General features: G+C 62.4%; 14 protein-coding genes. 4 read left to right on the forward strand and 10 right to left on the reverse strand.

The genetic code is table 11. The annotated features are described in order from the left end of the window. Positions 1 to 7: 7 nt before the first annotated feature. From ABD884_RS03880 to ABD884_RS03910, 7 genes are all read right to left on the reverse strand, one after another. Complete coding sequence (locus ABD884_RS03880) at positions 8 to 1,003, reverse strand: sugar phosphate isomerase/epimerase family protein (RefSeq protein ID WP_345036980.1); 996 nt, start codon at positions 1,001 to 1,003, stop codon at positions 8 to 10. Positions 1,004 to 1,203: 200 nt separating this feature from the next. Beyond that, positions 1,204 to 2,064, reverse strand: coding sequence for a sugar phosphate isomerase/epimerase family protein (locus ABD884_RS03885; protein ID WP_028265016.1), 861 nt, complete (start codon positions 2,062 to 2,064; stop codon positions 1,204 to 1,206). Positions 2,065 to 2,097: 33 nt separating this feature from the next. After that, entirely contained in the window at positions 2,098 to 3,126 is a 1,029-nt protein-coding gene (locus ABD884_RS03890; RefSeq protein WP_345036989.1) for a zinc-binding dehydrogenase, read from the reverse strand. Positions 3,127 to 3,147: 21 nt separating this feature from the next. After that, on the reverse strand, positions 3,148 to 4,008 hold the full coding sequence (locus tag ABD884_RS03895) for a carbohydrate ABC transporter permease (protein WP_345036996.1): 861 nt from the start codon (positions 4,006 to 4,008) through the stop codon (positions 3,148 to 3,150). Then, on the reverse strand, positions 4,008 to 4,988 hold the full coding sequence (locus ABD884_RS03900) for a carbohydrate ABC transporter permease (protein WP_345037004.1): 981 nt from the start codon (positions 4,986 to 4,988) through the stop codon (positions 4,008 to 4,010). Before ABD884_RS03900 ends, ABD884_RS03895 begins: the two co-directional genes overlap by 1 nt. Before the next feature lie 39 nt (positions 4,989 to 5,027). Next, positions 5,028 to 6,518 (reverse strand): ABC transporter substrate-binding protein, encoded by a 1,491-nt coding sequence (locus ABD884_RS03905; RefSeq protein WP_345037018.1) that lies wholly within the window; start codon positions 6,516 to 6,518, stop codon positions 5,028 to 5,030. Further along, positions 6,515 to 7,651, reverse strand: coding sequence for a Gfo/Idh/MocA family protein (locus tag ABD884_RS03910; RefSeq protein WP_345037032.1), 1,137 nt, complete (start codon positions 7,649 to 7,651; stop codon positions 6,515 to 6,517). Before ABD884_RS03910 ends, ABD884_RS03905 begins: the two co-directional genes overlap by 4 nt. A 253-nt stretch (positions 7,652 to 7,904) precedes the next feature. Between ABD884_RS03910 and ABD884_RS03915 the strand changes: the two genes are divergently transcribed. From ABD884_RS03915 to ABD884_RS03925, 3 genes are all read left to right on the forward strand, one after another. After that, positions 7,905 to 9,158 carry an ROK family transcriptional regulator gene (locus ABD884_RS03915; protein ID WP_345037037.1) on the forward strand — a complete coding sequence of 418 codons (1,254 nt, stop codon included), beginning with the start codon at positions 7,905 to 7,907 and terminating at the stop codon, positions 9,156 to 9,158. 232 nt (positions 9,159 to 9,390) lie between these two features. After that, entirely contained in the window at positions 9,391 to 10,419 is a 1,029-nt protein-coding gene (locus tag ABD884_RS03920; RefSeq protein ID WP_345037045.1) for a helix-turn-helix domain-containing protein, read from the forward strand. A 227-nt stretch (positions 10,420 to 10,646) separates the two neighbouring features. Beyond that, positions 10,647 to 12,146, forward strand: coding sequence for a SulP family inorganic anion transporter (locus tag ABD884_RS03925; RefSeq protein ID WP_345037055.1), 1,500 nt, complete (start codon positions 10,647 to 10,649; stop codon positions 12,144 to 12,146). A gap of 161 nt (positions 12,147 to 12,307) precedes the next feature. On the opposite strand, the gene ABD884_RS03930 is transcribed toward ABD884_RS03925, so the two are convergent. The 3 genes from ABD884_RS03930 to ABD884_RS03940 are packed head-to-tail and all read right to left on the reverse strand — an operon-like array spanning position 12,308 to position 15,916. Further along, the gene (locus tag ABD884_RS03930; RefSeq protein WP_345037070.1) at positions 12,308 to 13,873 is read right to left on the reverse strand and encodes an amino acid ABC transporter permease/ATP-binding protein; all 1,566 of its coding nucleotides are present in this window, start codon (positions 13,871 to 13,873) and stop codon (positions 12,308 to 12,310) included. A 2-nt stretch (positions 13,874 to 13,875) separates the two neighbouring features. Then, positions 13,876 to 14,739, reverse strand: a complete 864-nt coding sequence (locus ABD884_RS03935) for an ABC transporter substrate-binding protein (RefSeq protein WP_345037077.1) — start codon at positions 14,737 to 14,739, stop codon at positions 13,876 to 13,878. Positions 14,740 to 14,770: 31 nt separating this feature from the next. Then, positions 14,771 to 15,916 (reverse strand): M20 family metallopeptidase, encoded by a 1,146-nt coding sequence (locus ABD884_RS03940; protein ID WP_345037085.1) that lies wholly within the window; start codon positions 15,914 to 15,916, stop codon positions 14,771 to 14,773. Between the two features lie 107 nt (positions 15,917 to 16,023). Between ABD884_RS03940 and ABD884_RS03945 the strand changes: the two genes are divergently transcribed. Then, entirely contained in the window at positions 16,024 to 16,941 is a 918-nt protein-coding gene (locus ABD884_RS03945) for a LysR family transcriptional regulator (RefSeq protein ID WP_345037093.1), read from the forward strand. Positions 16,942 to 17,098 lie beyond the last annotated feature (157 nt).

A 17,098-nucleotide genomic window follows, 5' to 3' on the forward strand; every position in this document is an offset into this window, starting at 1 on the left:
CGGCTGGCTACTGGCTGAAGGCGGCGTCGAAGGAGGTGTTCGAGGCGGGGAAGTCGTATTTTTTGAGGGCGGCGAGGGCTTCGGGGGCGCCGTGGAGGCGGTCCATGCCGGCGTCTTCCCATTCCACGGAGATCGGCCCGGTGTAGCCGATCGCGGTGAGGGCCCGGAAGGAGGATTCCCAGGGCACGTCGCCGCGTCCGGCGGAGACGAAGTCCCAGCCGCGGCGCGGGTCGCCCCATGGCAGGTGGGAGCCGAGGACCGTGTTGCGGCCGGTGGGGCGGAGCTTGGTGTCTTTGCAGTCCACGTGGTAGATCCGGTCCTTGAAGTCCCAGATGAAGGAGACGGGGTCGATGCCTTGCCACATGAAGTGCGAGGGGTCCCAGTTCAGCCCGAACGCTTCCCGGTGCCCGATCGCTTCCAGGGTCCGGACGGTGGTCCAGTAGTCGTAGGCGATCTCGGAGGGGTGGACTTCGTGGGCGAAACGGACGCCGCATTCGTCGAAGACGTCAAGGATGGGGTTCCAGCGGTCCGCGAAGTCCTGGTAGCCGGCGTCGATGACTTTCTCGGGGACGGGCGGGAACATGGCGAGGTATTGCCAGATGGAGGACCCGGTGAACCCGACGACGGTACCCACACCTAAAGCGCGGGCGAGGCGGGCGGTGTGTTTCATTTCCTCGGCGGCGCGCTGCCGCACGCCTTCGGGTTCGCCATCACCCCAGACCTTGGAACCGACGATGGCCTCGTGCCGGAAGTCGATGGGGTCATCGCACACGGCCTGGCCCTTGAGGTGGTTGGAGATGGCCCAGACCTTGAGGTTGTACTTCTCCAACACCGCGAGTTTGGACTCGACGTAGCCGGGTTCGTCCCAGCGCCAGGCGTCCAGGTGGTCTCCGGAGACGGCGATTTCCAGGCCGTCGTAGCCCCATCCGGAGGCGAGGCGGGCGACTTCCTCGAAGGGCAGATCGGCCCACTGGCCGGTGAACAGGGTGTAGGGGCGGGACATTGGTTCTCCTTGGCTCTACTGGATTGTCCGGCTTGCGGAGGGTCGGCGCGTCGGGATCAAAAGGTTGTCTCGTCGGCTGTGGCAGCGTTTGCTGCCATGTCGGATTCCGTTCTTGATGTCCGGGGACTGCAGATCGGGTACGGCCAGGAAAATACCGGCGCCGCTGCAGACCCCGGACCGTGGGCTGGGTCCGGGGGTGCTCAGAGGGCTTGGGATTTTTTCATGCAGTCCCTGACATAGGCGTCGGACGCGCGAAGGTGTTCACCGATTTTTTCGAAGCTCCATCCCTGCGTTCCGTGGCATTTGAGGCTGGCCACGCCTTCGTACCCGACGCGGCGCAGTGTTCCCAGCATCACGGAGTGGTCAAGTGTCCCGTCGGGGCGGGGAAGTTGCTGGTCGGCGTGACCGAAGTTCAGCCCGTCGGTGCCGTGGCGGTAGGCGCGGTCGATGTCCCAGATGTAGTAGTAGAAGAGCCTCTTGCGCTCGGCGAGGAACGTGATCGCTTCGCTGATGGTGTCCTGCATCACCCACAGGTGCGGGGGAGCGATGCAGACGCCGAGGTAGGGGTCGTCAATGTCGCGGATGAGCCGTTTCATCTGCGCGAGCGTGTCAACGCCTTCGTCCCATCGCTGGTCTTCGTTGGCGCCGGATTCGAAGTCGGCGGCGAAAGGGACGGTGAGATGGTTTTCGACCGCGATCCGGACTCCGCGGCGCGCTCCTGCTTCGACGATGGGTGGCAGGAAGGTGGAGACGAAGTCGGGGTAGTTGGCTTCGCAGTCGAAGACGAGGGTGTCGATTCCGAGGTCCGCGGCGAAATCGACCCGTTCAAGGATCTCGTCCTGGGTCTTTCCATACACGGTGAGGCCGCAGGGTTTGACCCCGTATTTGTCCAGCACCCCGAGGATTTTTCCGGGGTCATCTCCCGGATTGACGTGGTGTGCCAGCGGAGCGGCGGAGGACCAGAGGTTGACTTCCTTGAAGCCAATGTCGGCAAGGTCGCGGATCGAGTCTTCGAATCCGTGGTCGTGGTAGGGGACGAGCTCGGCGGCATATCTGAACATGGGTTCTCTCCTTGGGGGGGGTCTGACCGGGGGTTACCAGACGAAGACGGCTTTTTCGGTTTCGCGTTGATCGAAGGCGCGGAAGGCTTCCTCGGCCTGGTCGATGGAAAAGTCGTGGCTGATGAGTTTTTCGACCGGGATTTTCTGGTCGATGACCAGGCGGACGATTTCTTCCCATTCGCTGATGGGGAAGTACCAGCCACCGACGACGGTGAGCAGCTTTCTGAGCATCTGGTCGCTGGGGTTGATCTGCGTGGCCCGCGACTCACCGACGAAAGCGACGGCGCCGAGCTTGGCGGCGGCGTCAAGGGCCGAGTTCTGCCCGGCGGGGTTGCCGGAACAATCGATGCAGACGTCGGCTCCGCGGCTCTGGGTTAGGGCCCGGATCTGCCGGACGGCGTCGGCTGTCGTGCTGTTGATGACGGCGTCCGCGCCAAGGGAGCTGGCCTGTTCGAGACGGTGGTCGATGACGTCGACGGCGATGACACGGGCGCCAAAGGCCTTGCCGATGAGTACCGCGGCGGATCCCATCGGTCCCATGCCGAAGACAGCTACGGTTTTGCCGCCGGCCACGCCGAGCTGCTTCTGCACGTGGTACTGGCTGCCGACCATGTCGGTCATCACCGCCCCGGCGCGGAAGCTGAGTTCGTCGGGGAGCTGGAGACAGTTGCGTTCGGGAAGGACGAAGTAGTCGGCGTCACCGCCGTGGACGTCGAAACCAAAGCATTTCCACTGGTTGCACAGCATCATGTAACCGCTGAGGCAGTACTCGCAGAATCCGCAACCCAGAGCGAGGTAGCCGGCAACGCGGTCGCCTTCCTTGACATGGGTCACGGCGTTTCCGACCTTGACGACTTCGCCTGCTGCCTCGTGCCCGGGGATCACCGAACCCTGGCCTGCGCCTTCTCCGCCGACAATCGGGGTGCCGTAGTAGATGCTCATGTCGCTGCGGCAGATCGCGGAGGCACGGGTCCGCACCAGCACCTCATGCGGTCCCGGCTTCGGGAGCTCGCGTTCCACGACTGTGACTCTTTTGTCACCGGGGAGAATGACTGCTTTCATTTTTTCTTCTCCAATACTCATTTACTTGACCGCACCGAAGGTCAGGCCTGCGACCATCTGGCGGCGCAACACGACCATGAGCACCAGGATGGGCGCGACGATCAGGGTCGCGGCGGCGGTGATGTTACCCCAGTCCGTGCCGTACATGCCGGTGAACTGCTGCAGACCCACTGGAGCAGTCTTGGCTCCGCTGCGGGTCAGAGACAGCGCGAACAGGAATTCGTTCCAGGACAGGACGATGGTCAGTACGGCGGCCGTGGCGACGGAGGGCACGAGCAGGGGCCAGATGATCCGGCGGAGGACCTCCCAGGTCGAGGCCCCGTCAACCATGGCTGCTTCCTGGATCTCGTAGGGCAACTGCAGGATCGAGCTGCGCAGGATCCAGACCACGATGGGCAGGTTGAAGGCAGCGTACGGGATTATCAGGGCCGGGTAGGTGTCCATGAGCCCGAGCTTGCCGGCGAAGACAAAGATAGGGATGACGGCGACGATGGGAGGGAACATGTAGGTCGACAGGATCCAGGATGAGAGTCCCTTGCGGGCCCGGAAATCCCTCATGGTCAGGGCGTAGGCGGCAGGCACCCCCACGAGAATGGCCAGGGCGGTGGCGCCGAGACTGACGATCGCACTGTTGGTGAGCAGCTGACCGAAGCTTTCGGATTTCCCGCCGCCGGCTGACAGCACGGAGGCGTAGTTGTCCAGAGTGGGCTGGAAGATCCAGGCCGGGGGGATTTGGTTGGCGATCCCGGCCGGCTTGATGGAGGTGATGAGCATGAACAGCAGCGGCACGAGGCCGATCAGGAGCCATGCCCATAGGAAGGTACGTCCGATGATGACGCGTGCCATGGCACCGCCGCGGCTGGTTGATGATGTCGTTGTCATTACATTTCCTCAGGGTCTGCTCGGCGGCCGATGATGCGCAGCATGAAGGGGATAAGGAGCGAGAGGATGATCAGGAAGACCACGCCCAGGGCGCAGGCGAGACCGACGTTGAAGCTTTGAAGGCCGACGCGGAATATGCCGAGGTTGATGATCTCGGTGGACTCACCGGGACCGCCGCCGGTAAGGATCTTGAACGAATCGAAGGTTTTGAAGGCCTGGATGGTCCGCAGTACGGCTGCGATCGCGATGAACGGCACCATGGCCGGAAAGGTGATGTGCCGGAACATCTGCCATGGGGTCGCTCCGTCTACCATGGCTGCTTCCCGGGGCTCGCCCGGCAGGGACTGAAGGCCGGCCATCAGGATCAGGGCGATGAACGGGGTCCATTGCCACATGTCGAGAATGACCAGGACGATCCATGCTGATGTCGGATCACCGAGCAGGTCGATGCCTTTGGGGAATCCGAAGACGCCGAGGTAGTAGCCTACCCAACCGTAGTTGGGGTTCAGCAGCTGCTTGAAGACCATTGCCGCGACCGCCGGGGTGACGGCGAACGGAAGCAGCATGAGGGCGGCCCCGACTTTATTGGCGCGGGTCTGGGCGGCCAGCGGGAGTGCCAGGGCGAAGCCCAGGATCATCTCCAGGATCACCGCGACCGCGACGAAGCCGAACGTGATCAGGAATGCGTGCTGGACCGAGGCATTGGTGACCGCCTCGATGAAGTTATCCAGTCCAACGAATTTGCCCACACCCCCGAGGATCTTGTCGTTGCGGAAGGCTGAGTAGAAGATAAAAATAGTGGGTGCCACCGTCATCAGCAGCAGGACAACCATGGCCGGGGCCATGTACACCCACGGGGTCGAACGCTTTTTCCAGGTCAGCGGCTTCCTGCCGCGCGCACCGACCGTGGTACGGCCGGCCGCGCGGCGGGAAGCGTCAACCGTCAAGGTCGCATCCAATGGTGCGGCGGTTGCTTTCATAATCGATACTCCTTGGGCGACCTTGAACGGTCTGATGGGTTAGTAGCCGGCCGATTTAAGGAGGGCCGAAACCTTGTCTGACGCGGACTTGAGGGCGTCCGATGGCGAGGAAGCGCCGGTTGCTGCGTTGTTCACTGCGACGGCCACCTCGTGGCTGACTTCGGTGTAGTTGGTCAACCGTGCGCGGCCGACGCCTTCTGCGAGGGATTTTCCGAGGGTGTCGTAGAAGGGTGCTAGGGGGTTATCGCTCTTGATACCGGCAAAGACGGAGGCCCGGCTGGGGTGCAGGGACTTGGCGGTCATCGTCGTTTGCTGCTCGGCGGCAGTTAGCCAGCTGATCGCCTGGTAGGCCCATTCCTTGTTCTTGGAATTCTTGTTCAAGCTCAGCATCCAGGTACCGAAGTGGGGGCCGGCAGCCTTGCCGGTGGGGACGGGGGCGTAGCCGATGGTGCCGCCCTTGACGTTGTCAGCGAGCTTAAGGTCGTGGTAGTTGATCGTCATGGCGGTCAGCCCGCTGCCGAATGATTCGGCTGTCGTGCCCCAATCCGCTGACGTGCTGCCCGGGGGGACATGTCCGCTTTGCGCCAGCTTGGCGTAGTAATCCAGCGCCTCGACTCCTTCGGGGGTGTTGAACGCAGGCTTGCCGCTCTCGTCCGCGAGTGTTCCGTCTCCGCCGTATGATGCCAGCAGGGTCTTGAAGTCGTCCGTGGCCCAGTCGCCGACGCCGGCCATGACCGTCGTGCCGTAAAGCTTCTTGTCCGGCTGGGTAAAGAACCCTGCCACCTGGGCATAGTCATCCCAGGTCTTCGGGACCGTGAGGTCCTTACCGTACTTGGCTTTGAAGTTCGCCTTTTGGGTCGGGTCGTTGAACAGGTCGCTCCGGTAGGCCATGACGGCCACGTTCGACTGGATCGGCATCCCGTAGACGTCGAATCCTGCGTTCTTTATCGCGGACACGTCCGGCTTCGCAGTGGGATCCGGGTAGCGTTTGATCGGTGAATCAGCGTTGTAGACGGCTGTGTCGTAGAACACCTTGGGGATGAAATCGCCCACGTTGGATTGGAGGGTGCCAGGGTTCAGGGCGTCGTTCTGGATGTACTGGCTCAGGGGTTCGAGGTTCTGCACCAGGGCCGGCGCCCACGGAGTGTCGACGACGACAATGTCGTAGTAGCTGCTGCTGGAAGCGAACTCCGAGAAGACCTTCTGCTGCAACGCGTCGTACGGCTGGTTGTCGATCTTCAGATCGATGCCGAACTTTTCCTTGAACTGCGGCACCAGCGACGCGACGGCGGCGCTGTTGGCTTCATCAGTGGTGTAGAGCATCCGCAGCTCTGTCGGTTTGGCCGCTGCGGTGTTAGGTGCTGATGACCCGCCCGTGCATGCGGTCGCCAACAGGGTCACGGTGAGCGCGGCCCCCAGGCCTGCTACGACGCGGGACCGCTTGATGCGTTCGAGAGATCGAATCATCTCACTGCCTTTCCTTATGCCTCGGGCACCCCATGCGCCGAGGCCTACCTGGATGATTTTCATTGATGGACTCCTTGCAGTTGTTTCACGGCTGGGACGTCGACCCACTGGCCGCTGTTGCTGGATTCGATGATGCTTTCGGTAAGGACGGCTGCCCTGAGTCCGTCGCGGAATGTGGGCAGGCCCTCAGGGGCTTGCCCACCGATGGCGGTGTAGGTGTCGGCCACGAAGGCGTTGAATGCGTCCTGATAGCCCTGCGGGTGCCCCGCGGGGAGAACTGATAGCCTCGCCGCGTCAGCCGACAGCGCGTCGCGGTCGCGGACAAGCAGCTCGGAACCGGCCCGTTTGCCCAGCCACAGAGTCTCCGGTGCTTCCTGGTCGAACTGGACCGTGTTTTCAGAGCCGGAGATTTCGATCATCAGCCGGTTCTTGCGACCGGGCGCGACTTGGCTCACCAGGAGGTTTCCGACGGCGCCGGTATCAGTTGCGAATACAGCGGCAACGAGGTCCTCGGTCTGGACGTCGCTATGGTTTGCCCGGCCGGAAAACAGCGTGCGGCTCACTGCGCCGACCCTGGTGATCCGGTCATTGGTCACGAATTCGATCAGGTCGCACAGATGGGACCCGATGTCGGCAAAAGCACGCGACGGACCCCCCAACCCGGCATCCACCCGCCAGTTGTCGTCATCCCGGGACAGCAGCCAGTCCTGAAGATAGGAGCCCTGGATCGTCGAGATCCGTCCCGTCTGGCCGGACGCAATACGGTCCCGGGCTTCCCGGACCATTGGGTGGAACCGGTAGACGAACGGAACGGTCGCGACCGTCCCGGCCGCAGCGGCCAGCTCCACAAGATGGGTGGCATCCTGTGCGGTGGTCGCTAGAGGCTTCTCGCAGACAACGTGCTTGCCTGCTTTCAGCGCTGCCTCGGCCAGTGCGACGTGGGTGGCGTTCGGGGTGCAGACGTGGACGACGTCGATCCTGTCGTCCTGGACGAGGTCCTGGACGGAGGCGTAAGCCTGCTCGACGCCCAGGCGGTCTTTGGCGCGGGCAGCGCTGGCACGGTTCGAGGACGCGATGCCTGCGATTTCCGCCCCTGCGGCACGGGCGGCTCTGCTATGCACCTCAGCCATGAACCCGGCGCCGACGAACCCGGCCCGTAACCGGGAGGGGGCTGTCGTGGTTCTGTCGTTTTCCATGCCGAAACAGTGACACGCACCAAGCGGCTTTGGTCGTTAGTCAGCAAAAGTCTGCACCTTTTGACGCTGTTGGCGGTGGAATGCGCACAGAAGTTGCACTCTTTGATGTTCTTGGCGTTGACGAGTGGACGGGAAGGTACAGGCACCCGACACTGGGTGGAGCTGAGGACCCCGCTCAGGGGAAATGTCACACGATGTGTCCAGACGTCAGCTCACCCCTCACCTCTTGTGTGAGCCCACGAAACGGAGAGAGATGGATAACGGCGGTGCCGGCGAACTTTTGCGTATCCTGCGGGACGGACGCCCGCGAACCAGGGCTGACCTGGCTGGGATAACGGGCTTGGGGCGAGCTGCCATCAGCTCTCGCCTTGAGTCGCTCTTGGAACTCGGGCTGGTTGTACCGGTGTCGGATGCGGCCTCCACGGGGGGCCGGCCTTCGGCCCGACTGGCCTTCAACCCCGGTGCAAGGCTGGTCGCTGCCGCCGACGTCGGCGCCACACACGCGACCGTGGCGCTCACGGACCTGTCGGGAAGGATTCTCCTGGAAACCACTGAACGACTTGAGATTTCCTGCGGACCTGAGGCTGTTCTGGATTGGCTCGCGATGACGCTGCAGGGTCATTTGAAAGCGGTGAAGCGTCCGGCAACGGATATCATCGCTGTTGGCATCGGACTTCCCGGTCCCGTTGAACACTCCACCGGAAAACCGACCAGCCCTCCGATCATGCCGGGATGGGACGGATTCGATGTCCCCGCTTACGTTCAGCAGACCTTCGCCGTTCCCGTGCTGGTCGACAACGATGTCAACATCATGGCCCTCGGCGAGCGGGCGGCACGCTGGCCCAACGAGGACAACATGATCTTTCTTAAAGTCGCTACCGGTATCGGCTCCGGGGTTATTAGTGGAGGGACACTGCAGCGAGGCGCGGCGGGTGTCGCAGGAGACGTCGGCCATATTGCCGTTTCCAACGCGGCAGGCATCCAATGCCGCTGCGGCAAGATTGCCTGTCTGGAAGCCATCGCAGGCGCTCCGGCCGTCGCCGCCCATCTCCGCGAAAACGGACTCGAAGCAACCACCGCAAACGACGTCGTCTCGCTCGTCCGTTCCGGTGATTTGGCTGCCATTCAAGCCGTTCGGCAGGCTGGCCGGGACATCGGAGAAATGCTCAACATGTGTGTGAGCCTCGTCAACCCTTCCCTGATTGTCGTCGGTGGATCGCTTGCACAATCCGGAGAACATCTGATCGCCGGCATCCGCGAAATGGTCTATTCACGCTCCACGCCCTTGGCGACCCAGCACTTGAACATCACGCAATCCGAAACCGGCCCGGAAGCTGGAGTCGTTGGGGCCAGCATCTTGGCCATCGAATATGCCCTCGCGCCTCAGCGAGTCAGCGGTCTCGCAGCCACGCTGCATCCCGGCGGACGCCAAAATACCGATCGGCAGAAGGTGGAACGCGTCGTCCCAGCCTCCCAGCCTTCACTCCGTGACTCCGTGGCCAGTTAATTGCACCGCGCATTTCCTTGGCCAAGCCAGGGCGGCGGCAAAACCGGTCATGTGGGGGTGCCGGAACTGAGACCATCAACGTGCTAAATAGAGATGCACGCAGCTAAAATAGGCCTAACAGCTAAGGTCTTTTCTGGCCGAGCTTGTGTGCCACCGCGACCGCTGCCCCAAGACGTCGCGGCCATTCCAAGGGACGGCCCGGAAGGTCACGCTGGCCAAAAAGGAGGATGGCATGCCTCAATCTGCTACTGAGAACAGCGGTCAGCTGCGACGATATGCAGTGCCGGAGGGGCTCAGTCCAGCACAAAGGTTCGAACATTGGCGAACGTGGTACAGCAGTGCTGTCGAAACTCCGATGCGGTTGGAGAAGTCCAAAGATGCTGCGCCCCTGCCTTTCAATCCTTCAGCGATCAGTCTTGCAGGGCCAGGCTTCAGCCTCATAGAAATGTACAACGCCCCCGCAGTGGGCTCGTGGGCGCCTAATCCCGATACCAGGGATCTGCGTCTGGCCTACTTCAGGAAAGCGCCGACCCTGACCCTCGCTGTCAATGGCTTGCCTGAGCCGGTATTACCGGGCTCCGTCAGGTTCATCGATACCTCGCTGGGCGGAAGTTTCGATGCGCCGGAGGGCTTTCACGCCTTGCAGATCAACGTCGACCGCAGCAGCATGGATTTGAACGAGGCCGCACTACGCTCCCTGCTCGTCCTTCCTGACCTTGCAAAGCATCCAATTGTCGGCACTTTCGTGATTCCTGCGCTGTTGAGTTGGAAGAGACCGGGCATCAACCGGGAGGTGTCGGGAACCGGCGACATCTTCCGATCCGTGATGGCGACCCTGGTGGGCTCCCTGCTTGAAACGGCGGTCGACATAGAGGCCCAGAAACCGGCCCTCAGCCGAGCGGTGAAGCAATACCTTGATGCCAGCTATGACAACCCCGATCTGGACGTCGCAATGATCGCTGAAAGGTTCAATCTCTCCCGTCGCTCTCTGTTCTACTTCTTCGAGAATGAAGAGCTCCACTTAGGTGAGCGTATACGCGCCTTGAGAACTCGCAGAGCGCTGGAACTCCTTCTTCATGCCGACGCCCAAAGGAACACGTATTCAGAAATTGCGGCATCATGCGGATTCACCAACGTGCAAAGCATGCGCCGTGCCGTGAAAGAGTTCACCGGGATGAACGTGAGGGAGATCCACCGATCCGAGACCGTAGTTCGTGTTGCGCTGCAACAGCTGCGGGAGGCGCTGTCCCCTAGCACCTGACGGAACTGGGGGAGACTGCGAGGACGTTCTGCGGCCTGAATTCACAGACGGGACCAAGGCGGAATCCGCCTGTTACGGTAGTGTTGCACGCACGGCCGAAAGTCTCCGGCCCATACTCTCTCCACCCCGATTGTCTTCAATGACAGGGCTGGACTTGTGCGCATTGTGGCGCGCAGAAGAGTCGCTCACCAGCTCTCGCGCGAGAGCCAAGCCCCTGGAGTCGCTCCTTGGCCACCGCCGTACGCCCTCGCCTGATCCGGCAACCGATCACCGTCCTGAGCGCCCTGTGCTCTCGGCGGCAGCTTTCCCGCGAGATCCTCGCCGGCATGGTCACTACCCTTGCCTTGGTCCCGGAAGTCATTTCCTTCTCGATCGTCGCGGGGGTCGATCCAATGGTCAGCCTCGTCGCATCCATCGTCCTGGCCTTGACGATGTCGATTCTCGGCGGACGGCCAGGGATGATAACTGCCGCGGCCGGGTCCGTTGCCCTCGTTATTGCCCCGCTCGTCCATGACCACGGTGTCCAGTATGTCCTGCCGACCGTGATCCTTGCCGGTGTCATCCAAATCGTCTTTGGTCTTACCGGTCTTGCACGGCTCATGCGATTCATCCCCCGCTCTGTGATGATCGGGTTCGTCAACGCCCTGGGTGTGCTCATTTTCACGGCGCAGGTGCCTCATGTCCTGAACGTTCCCTGGCCGGCGTACGTCCTGTTCGCTCTGACGTTCGCCATCATCTTCATCCTTCCGCGTTTCACCAAGGCCGTCCCGGCACCGCTGCTTGCGATAGTCGTCGTCACAGCGATCGTCATCGTCGCCCGGCTCGTCGTTCCGAACGTCGCCGGCGAGGGCTCCCTCACCGGGAAGATGCCAGGGATCACCCCGTTCCTCGTTCCGCTGGATTTAGTGACCTTGCAGCTGATTTTGCCGACTGCGCTGAGCGTGGCGTTCGTCGGTCTCATGGAAACCCTCCTCACCGCGAAACTCGTCGACGACATCACCGAAACCCCCTCACACAAGGGCCGTGAATCGTGGGCTCTAGGCGTCTCGAACATCCTTGCCGGGTTCTACGGCGGCATCGCCGGCTGCGCAATGATCGGCCAAACCGTCCTTAACGTGAAGACCGGCCGTGCCCGCACCCGCATTTCAACCTTCGTCGCCGGGTTGTTCCTTCTGGCCCTGGTGACCGGGCTCAGCTCGATTATGGGACAGATCCCGATGGTCGCGCTCGCCGCGGTCATGATGATCGTCGCTGTCACCACCGTCGACTGGCACAGCGTAAAACCGTCCACCCTGAAAAGGATGCCGGTTCCGGAGACGATCGTCATGGCAGCCACCGTCGCCGTCGTCGTCATCACCGGGAACCTCGCCTACGGCGTCCTCGTCGGTGTCATCCTCGCGATGGTGCTCTTCGCACGCCGAGTGGCCCACGTCATCACCGTCGACCGGACCCTGGCATGCGATGGTGAGAGTGTCCGCTATGAGGTGGTGGGGCCGCTGTTCTTCGGGAGCAGCAATGATCTCGTCGAGCAGTTCTCTTACGCCAACGACCCGGCCTCCGTGACCATCGATCTCAAGCAGGCTCAAATCTGGGATGCCTCGACAGTTGCAGCCCTCGACTCCATCGAAACGAAATATGGCGCCCACGGCGCCACGGTGACGATTGAAGGTCTCGATGAGCGCAGCACCGGCTTCCACCGTCGCCTTACCGGTCACTTGGGCGTCTGACCGGGCTCAGCCGCGGAACCCGCCGTCGGCACTACCGTGAAGGCCAGGGCCTGCATCCCTTTGAGAAGAGGTCAGGGATTCGAATCCACCGGGCTGTCTGGCGGGCGTTCGCCGGCGTCTCCCGCACCGGCGCCCGCCGCGGGGCGCCGGTGGTTGGCGAACTATGGTTGAAGCGCGGCCACCGCAGGCGTTTCAGCGGTCAGCGGGGAATCGGAGACGGTCTGCACGAAGCGCTTAATACGCGGGTCGGCGTTGGCTCCAAACACAGATTCCGGTGGCCCCTGCTGGCCCACGACACCGTCTTCCATGAATACAACCCAGTCCGCAACGTCGCGGGCCAGCTTCATTTCGTGGGTGACGATTACCATGGTGATGCCCTCATGCGCCAGATCGGCGATGACGGAGAGCACCTCTTGGACCAGCTCCGGGTCCAATGCCGAGGTGGGCTCGTCGAAGAGCATCACGGACGGCTTCATGGCCAAAGCGCGGGCGATGGCCACGCGCTGTTGCTGGCCGCCGGAAAGCTGGTGCGGGTACTTCTTGGCATGGGCGGACATGCCCACCTTTCCCAGCAGTTCCATGCCGAAGGCCTCGGCCTCGGCGCCGGACATCTGCCGCAACTGGACGGGGGCGAGGGTCACGTTTTCCAAGACCGTCTTGTGGGGGAAGAGATTGAACCGCTGGAACACCATACCCACGTTGCGCCGCTGGAGCGAGATGTCCTTATCGGACAGGGCCACAGTCCGCCCCTGCGGGCCGGGTTTGCTGCCTAGCAGCTGGCCGTTGACCTCGATCAGTCCGCCGTCGGCCGGTTCCAAGTGGTTCAGCGTGCGCACCAGTGTGGTCTTGCCGGAACCGGACGGGCCAATGACCACCACTACCTCGCCGGCGTGGACATCGACGTCGACGCCTTTGAGCACTTGGTTGCCGTGGAAGGACTTTGTCACGCCTTGGGCGTGGACCAGCCTCTCCCCGTTGTGCAGCCGGCGCTCGCGGCCCCGAGCCACCCGCCGGTCCTCGATGCAGTCTGGCTCTGTCTGGAGCGCCGGCCGGCGCCGGTTGACGTCCAGCTTGCGCTCCAAAAGGGCCCGGAGCTGATCGAAGACCGTCACCAGAAGGATGTAGAAGACGGCGACGGCGAGCAGGGTTTCCAACACCAGGAAGTTCTGCGTGTACAGGCGCTGGCCCACCAGCAGGATCTCCTGCAGGGAGATCACGCTGGCCAGCGAGGTCAGCTTCAGGATGGAGACAAACTCGTTGCCGAGCGCGGGGAGGGCAATCCGGAAGGCCTGCGGGATCACCACGTGGCGCTGGACATGTCCGTACGGCAGGCCCAGCGCGCGGGCCGCTTCGCGCTGGTCGATGGAGACGGCAAGCAGCCCACCGCGGTGGATCTCTGCCATGTAGGCCGCCTCACTCAGGACGAGCGCAATGAGGGCCGCGTTGAAGGAGGAGCCCAGCACCACCTGGGTGGCCGGGAAGACCTGCGGGACGTTGTAGGCGAAAACCAGGAGGACCAGCAGGGGGAGCGAGCGGAACAGCCAGACGTAGACACCAGCGACCCTGGAGAGCAGTTTCGACCGCGATTCCTTCATCAACGCCAGGAGGATGCCCGCGACGTTCGCAATGAACCAGGCGAGAACGCTCAGTACGACGACGACGCCGGCAGCCGTCCAAAGTTCTGGATCGCCAAAAAGGGAGAAGGTGTAAGCCCAGTCGAAGGTCATGGCTAACCCTGCTTCAGGGATTCGGCCAGTACCGCCGGGTCAACAGGCTCCAAGTTGTATTCTTTCAAGATCTTGGCAAAGGAGCCGGAAGTCTTCAGGTTCTCCACGCTCTTGGTCAGGGCTTCCTGCAGCGCAGTGTTGCCCTTGCGCACGGCCAGGCCGACGGCGACCGGATAGATGAGGGCACCGGAGCTGATCTTCAGGCGGGAGTTGGACTTTTCGATGACGGTCTTGGCAACTGCAGCGTCCGTCATCTGGGCGTCCACCTGCCCGGACAGCAGGGCCTGGGTGGCTTCCGGATCGGTGGGGAATTCCTGGACAGTGATGGCTTCCTTGCCAGCAGCCTTGCATTTGTCGCTTTCCGTTGTCGGCATGATTTTCGCGATCACGGTGGCGGTGACGACGGATACTTTCTTGCCGCAGAGCGACTGGGCGTCGGTCAGGGCGGCGGCGTCCTTCGGGACCACTATCGAGTTGCCGGTCTGGAAGTACGGCACGAAGTCCACTTCTTTGCTTCGGGCCGAGGAGACGTACAGGGTGGAGGCAATAACGTCATAGCGATCGGCCTTGATGCCGGCGACGATCTGGGCAAACCGCGTGTCGGAGTACTGGGGTTTGAGCCCCAAGTCGGCCGAGATGGCGTTCATCACCTCCACATCGAAACCGGCAGGTTTGCCATCGGTGAGCATGTCGTAGGGCGGGTAGGTGAGGTCGATGCCGACATTCAAGATGCCGGAGGTCTTGGTGGCCACCGAGGGGGCCTTGGTTCCGTCGGCTGCCGGGGCGGCGCCGCCGCAACCGGAGAGAGCGAGGGTGGCGGCAACGGCCGCGCCGGTGAGGGTTGCGAATCGATTGGGGGTTTTCATGGGAGCAAAGTTCCTTTCGCTGTTGGAGCGCTTACTTGCACCAGAGGTTGACGGCGTTGGCATAAATGTCGATGACTTGCCGGTACTTGGCCAGTTCGACCCATTCGTCGGCCCAGCTGTACGGCGGGGTACCGGGGCCGATGTTGACGGCGGGGATGCCGAACTGCTTGAGGGGCACCATGTCCGTCCAGAACTGAATGCCTTGGTACACGGGTTCTGCCACCGTGGCGGCGACTGCGTCCGCCACGGTGGTAGAGATATCTGAGGAACGGTCGATTTCATAAGGCAGGCGCGGGCCGCTGAGCCAGTGATCGCTGAAATCGACAGTGGCCTCGATGCGCGGATCGGCAGCCTTCAGGCCGCTGATCATTTGCTCGACCTGCAGTTTGACGTCGTAGGGGTCCTGTGACGGAAGCAGCCGGATGTCGCAGGTCATTTCGCAGCGGTCGGGCACCTGGTTGTGCTTGGTGCCACCACGGATAGTGCCGATGTTCAGGTTGGGGCCTCCCGGGAGATCCGGGTGCGGGGTGTAGGGCATGAGACCCTCCAACTCCCGCATCGCCGCCAGGATGGGTTCCATGGTTTCGATGGCGTTCAGGCCCATCGCCTTGGCGGAAGTGTGCGCCTGCTTACCAAAGGTGGTGATTTTCAGGTAGGCGGCGCCGCGGTGCACCGTGCCAATGGTGTTGTCGGTGGGTTCGCCGCAGATGGCAGCATCGGCAGTGAAACCGGCCTCCAGCAGCGATCGGGTGCCCACGCCGCCCTCAAAATGACACGAGACACCCTGGAATATGACGTCGCCACGCGGGCGCTCGCCGGACGTCGCGATTCGCCGAATGACGGCCAGGGCCGCCGTCGTCGCCGCCTTCATGTCCGCAATTCCGGCTCCATACACCCGACCGTTTTCGACCTCGGGGCCGAACGGATCTCTTGTCCAGTCAGGCGAAGTTTCGTAGATGTCCAGGTGCCCGTTGAGGATCAGCGACTTCCCGCCGCCTGAACCGCGAATCCGCCCGCCAACACTGGGCCTGCCGGGCATGGACTCGACGAGTTCGACGTCGTCCACCCCCCAGGAGCGCATCTGCCCGGCCATGAACTCGGCTAGCTCCCGTTCCCGTCCCCACGTGGAATCGATAGCGAGGGTGTCGAACAAAAGCTGAAGATCGGGATCGATCATGGACTCCTCCTTGGGTTATGCGACTGCGATGGCGCTGAGAACGACTATGCAGTGGATCACACACCGTGTAAAACAGATGTATTCGAAGAAGGGTTTCGGTTAAATCGATGTCAAATGTCAGCTTGCGTCAACTGGAGTACCTCATCGCCGCCGCGGACACGGGGAGCGTCACGGCTGCCGCGGCACGGGTCTATCTTTCCCAGTCGGCGGTTTCGACGGCGCTGACGGATCTGGAAGAGGCCCTCGGCGTGCAGATCTTCATCCGCCATCCGCGCGGACTGTCCCTGACCAACGTGGGCCAACAGGTCCTGACGGATGCCCGCAGGCTGGTATCCGGGATGGAGGACCTGCGCAACTCCGCGCGGGAATCCAGCGAATCGCTCTCCGGAAAGTTGGTGGTGGGCTGCTACAGCACGCTGGCGCCCATCCTGCTGCCGCGCATCATCGCCGACTTCACCAAGAACCATCCGGGCGTGGACCTGAGCTTCATCGAGGGATCACACACCCAGATGGAGGAGCTGCTCCGCAATGGTTCGCTGGATCTGGCGATCCTGTACGACTACGACTTCGGCAAGGGCGGCCTTTCCAAGGACCTGGCGATCAATGTGGTGGTCTCGACGCCGCCCTACGTCATCCTGCCCGAACGCCATGAACTGGCCAGCCGCGAAGCGCTTTCGCTCAAGGAATTGGCGCCGCTGCCGTTGATTCTGTTCGATCTGCCGCCCGGCGGCGACTACTTCCTGTCCTTCTTCACGGACGAGAACCTCACCCCCAACATCCGCTACCGCACCACTAGCTTCGAAATGGTCAGGGCCCTGGTGGCCCGCGGCCTGGGCTACTCCATCCTGAGCCAGCGAACCAACATCAACATGAGCTACGAGGGACTCGGCTTCGTTACGAGGCCACTGACCGGCGCACTTCCCGGACTCAATGTGGGTGCGATGCACCTCCATGGCGTCCGACTCACCCGGCGGGCCGTTGCCTTCATCGACCAATGCAGGACCTCTGTGGGCATCCGGACGTAACCGGCCTGCGCTGGGAACGTCACCCGCTCCGCAGCTTCCTTCCTCGTCGCCAGGTATCTAAAAAATCGAAGCCTGCGGTCTGAAAGTTATGTTGGACACATATCTAACCTCCTCCGAATACTGATTGCAGACAACATCCGTAATCGGACAAAGGAGC

This window comes from Arthrobacter methylotrophus (assembly GCF_039539965.1).
Classification (GTDB): domain Bacteria; phylum Actinomycetota; class Actinomycetes; order Actinomycetales; family Micrococcaceae; genus Arthrobacter; species Arthrobacter methylotrophus.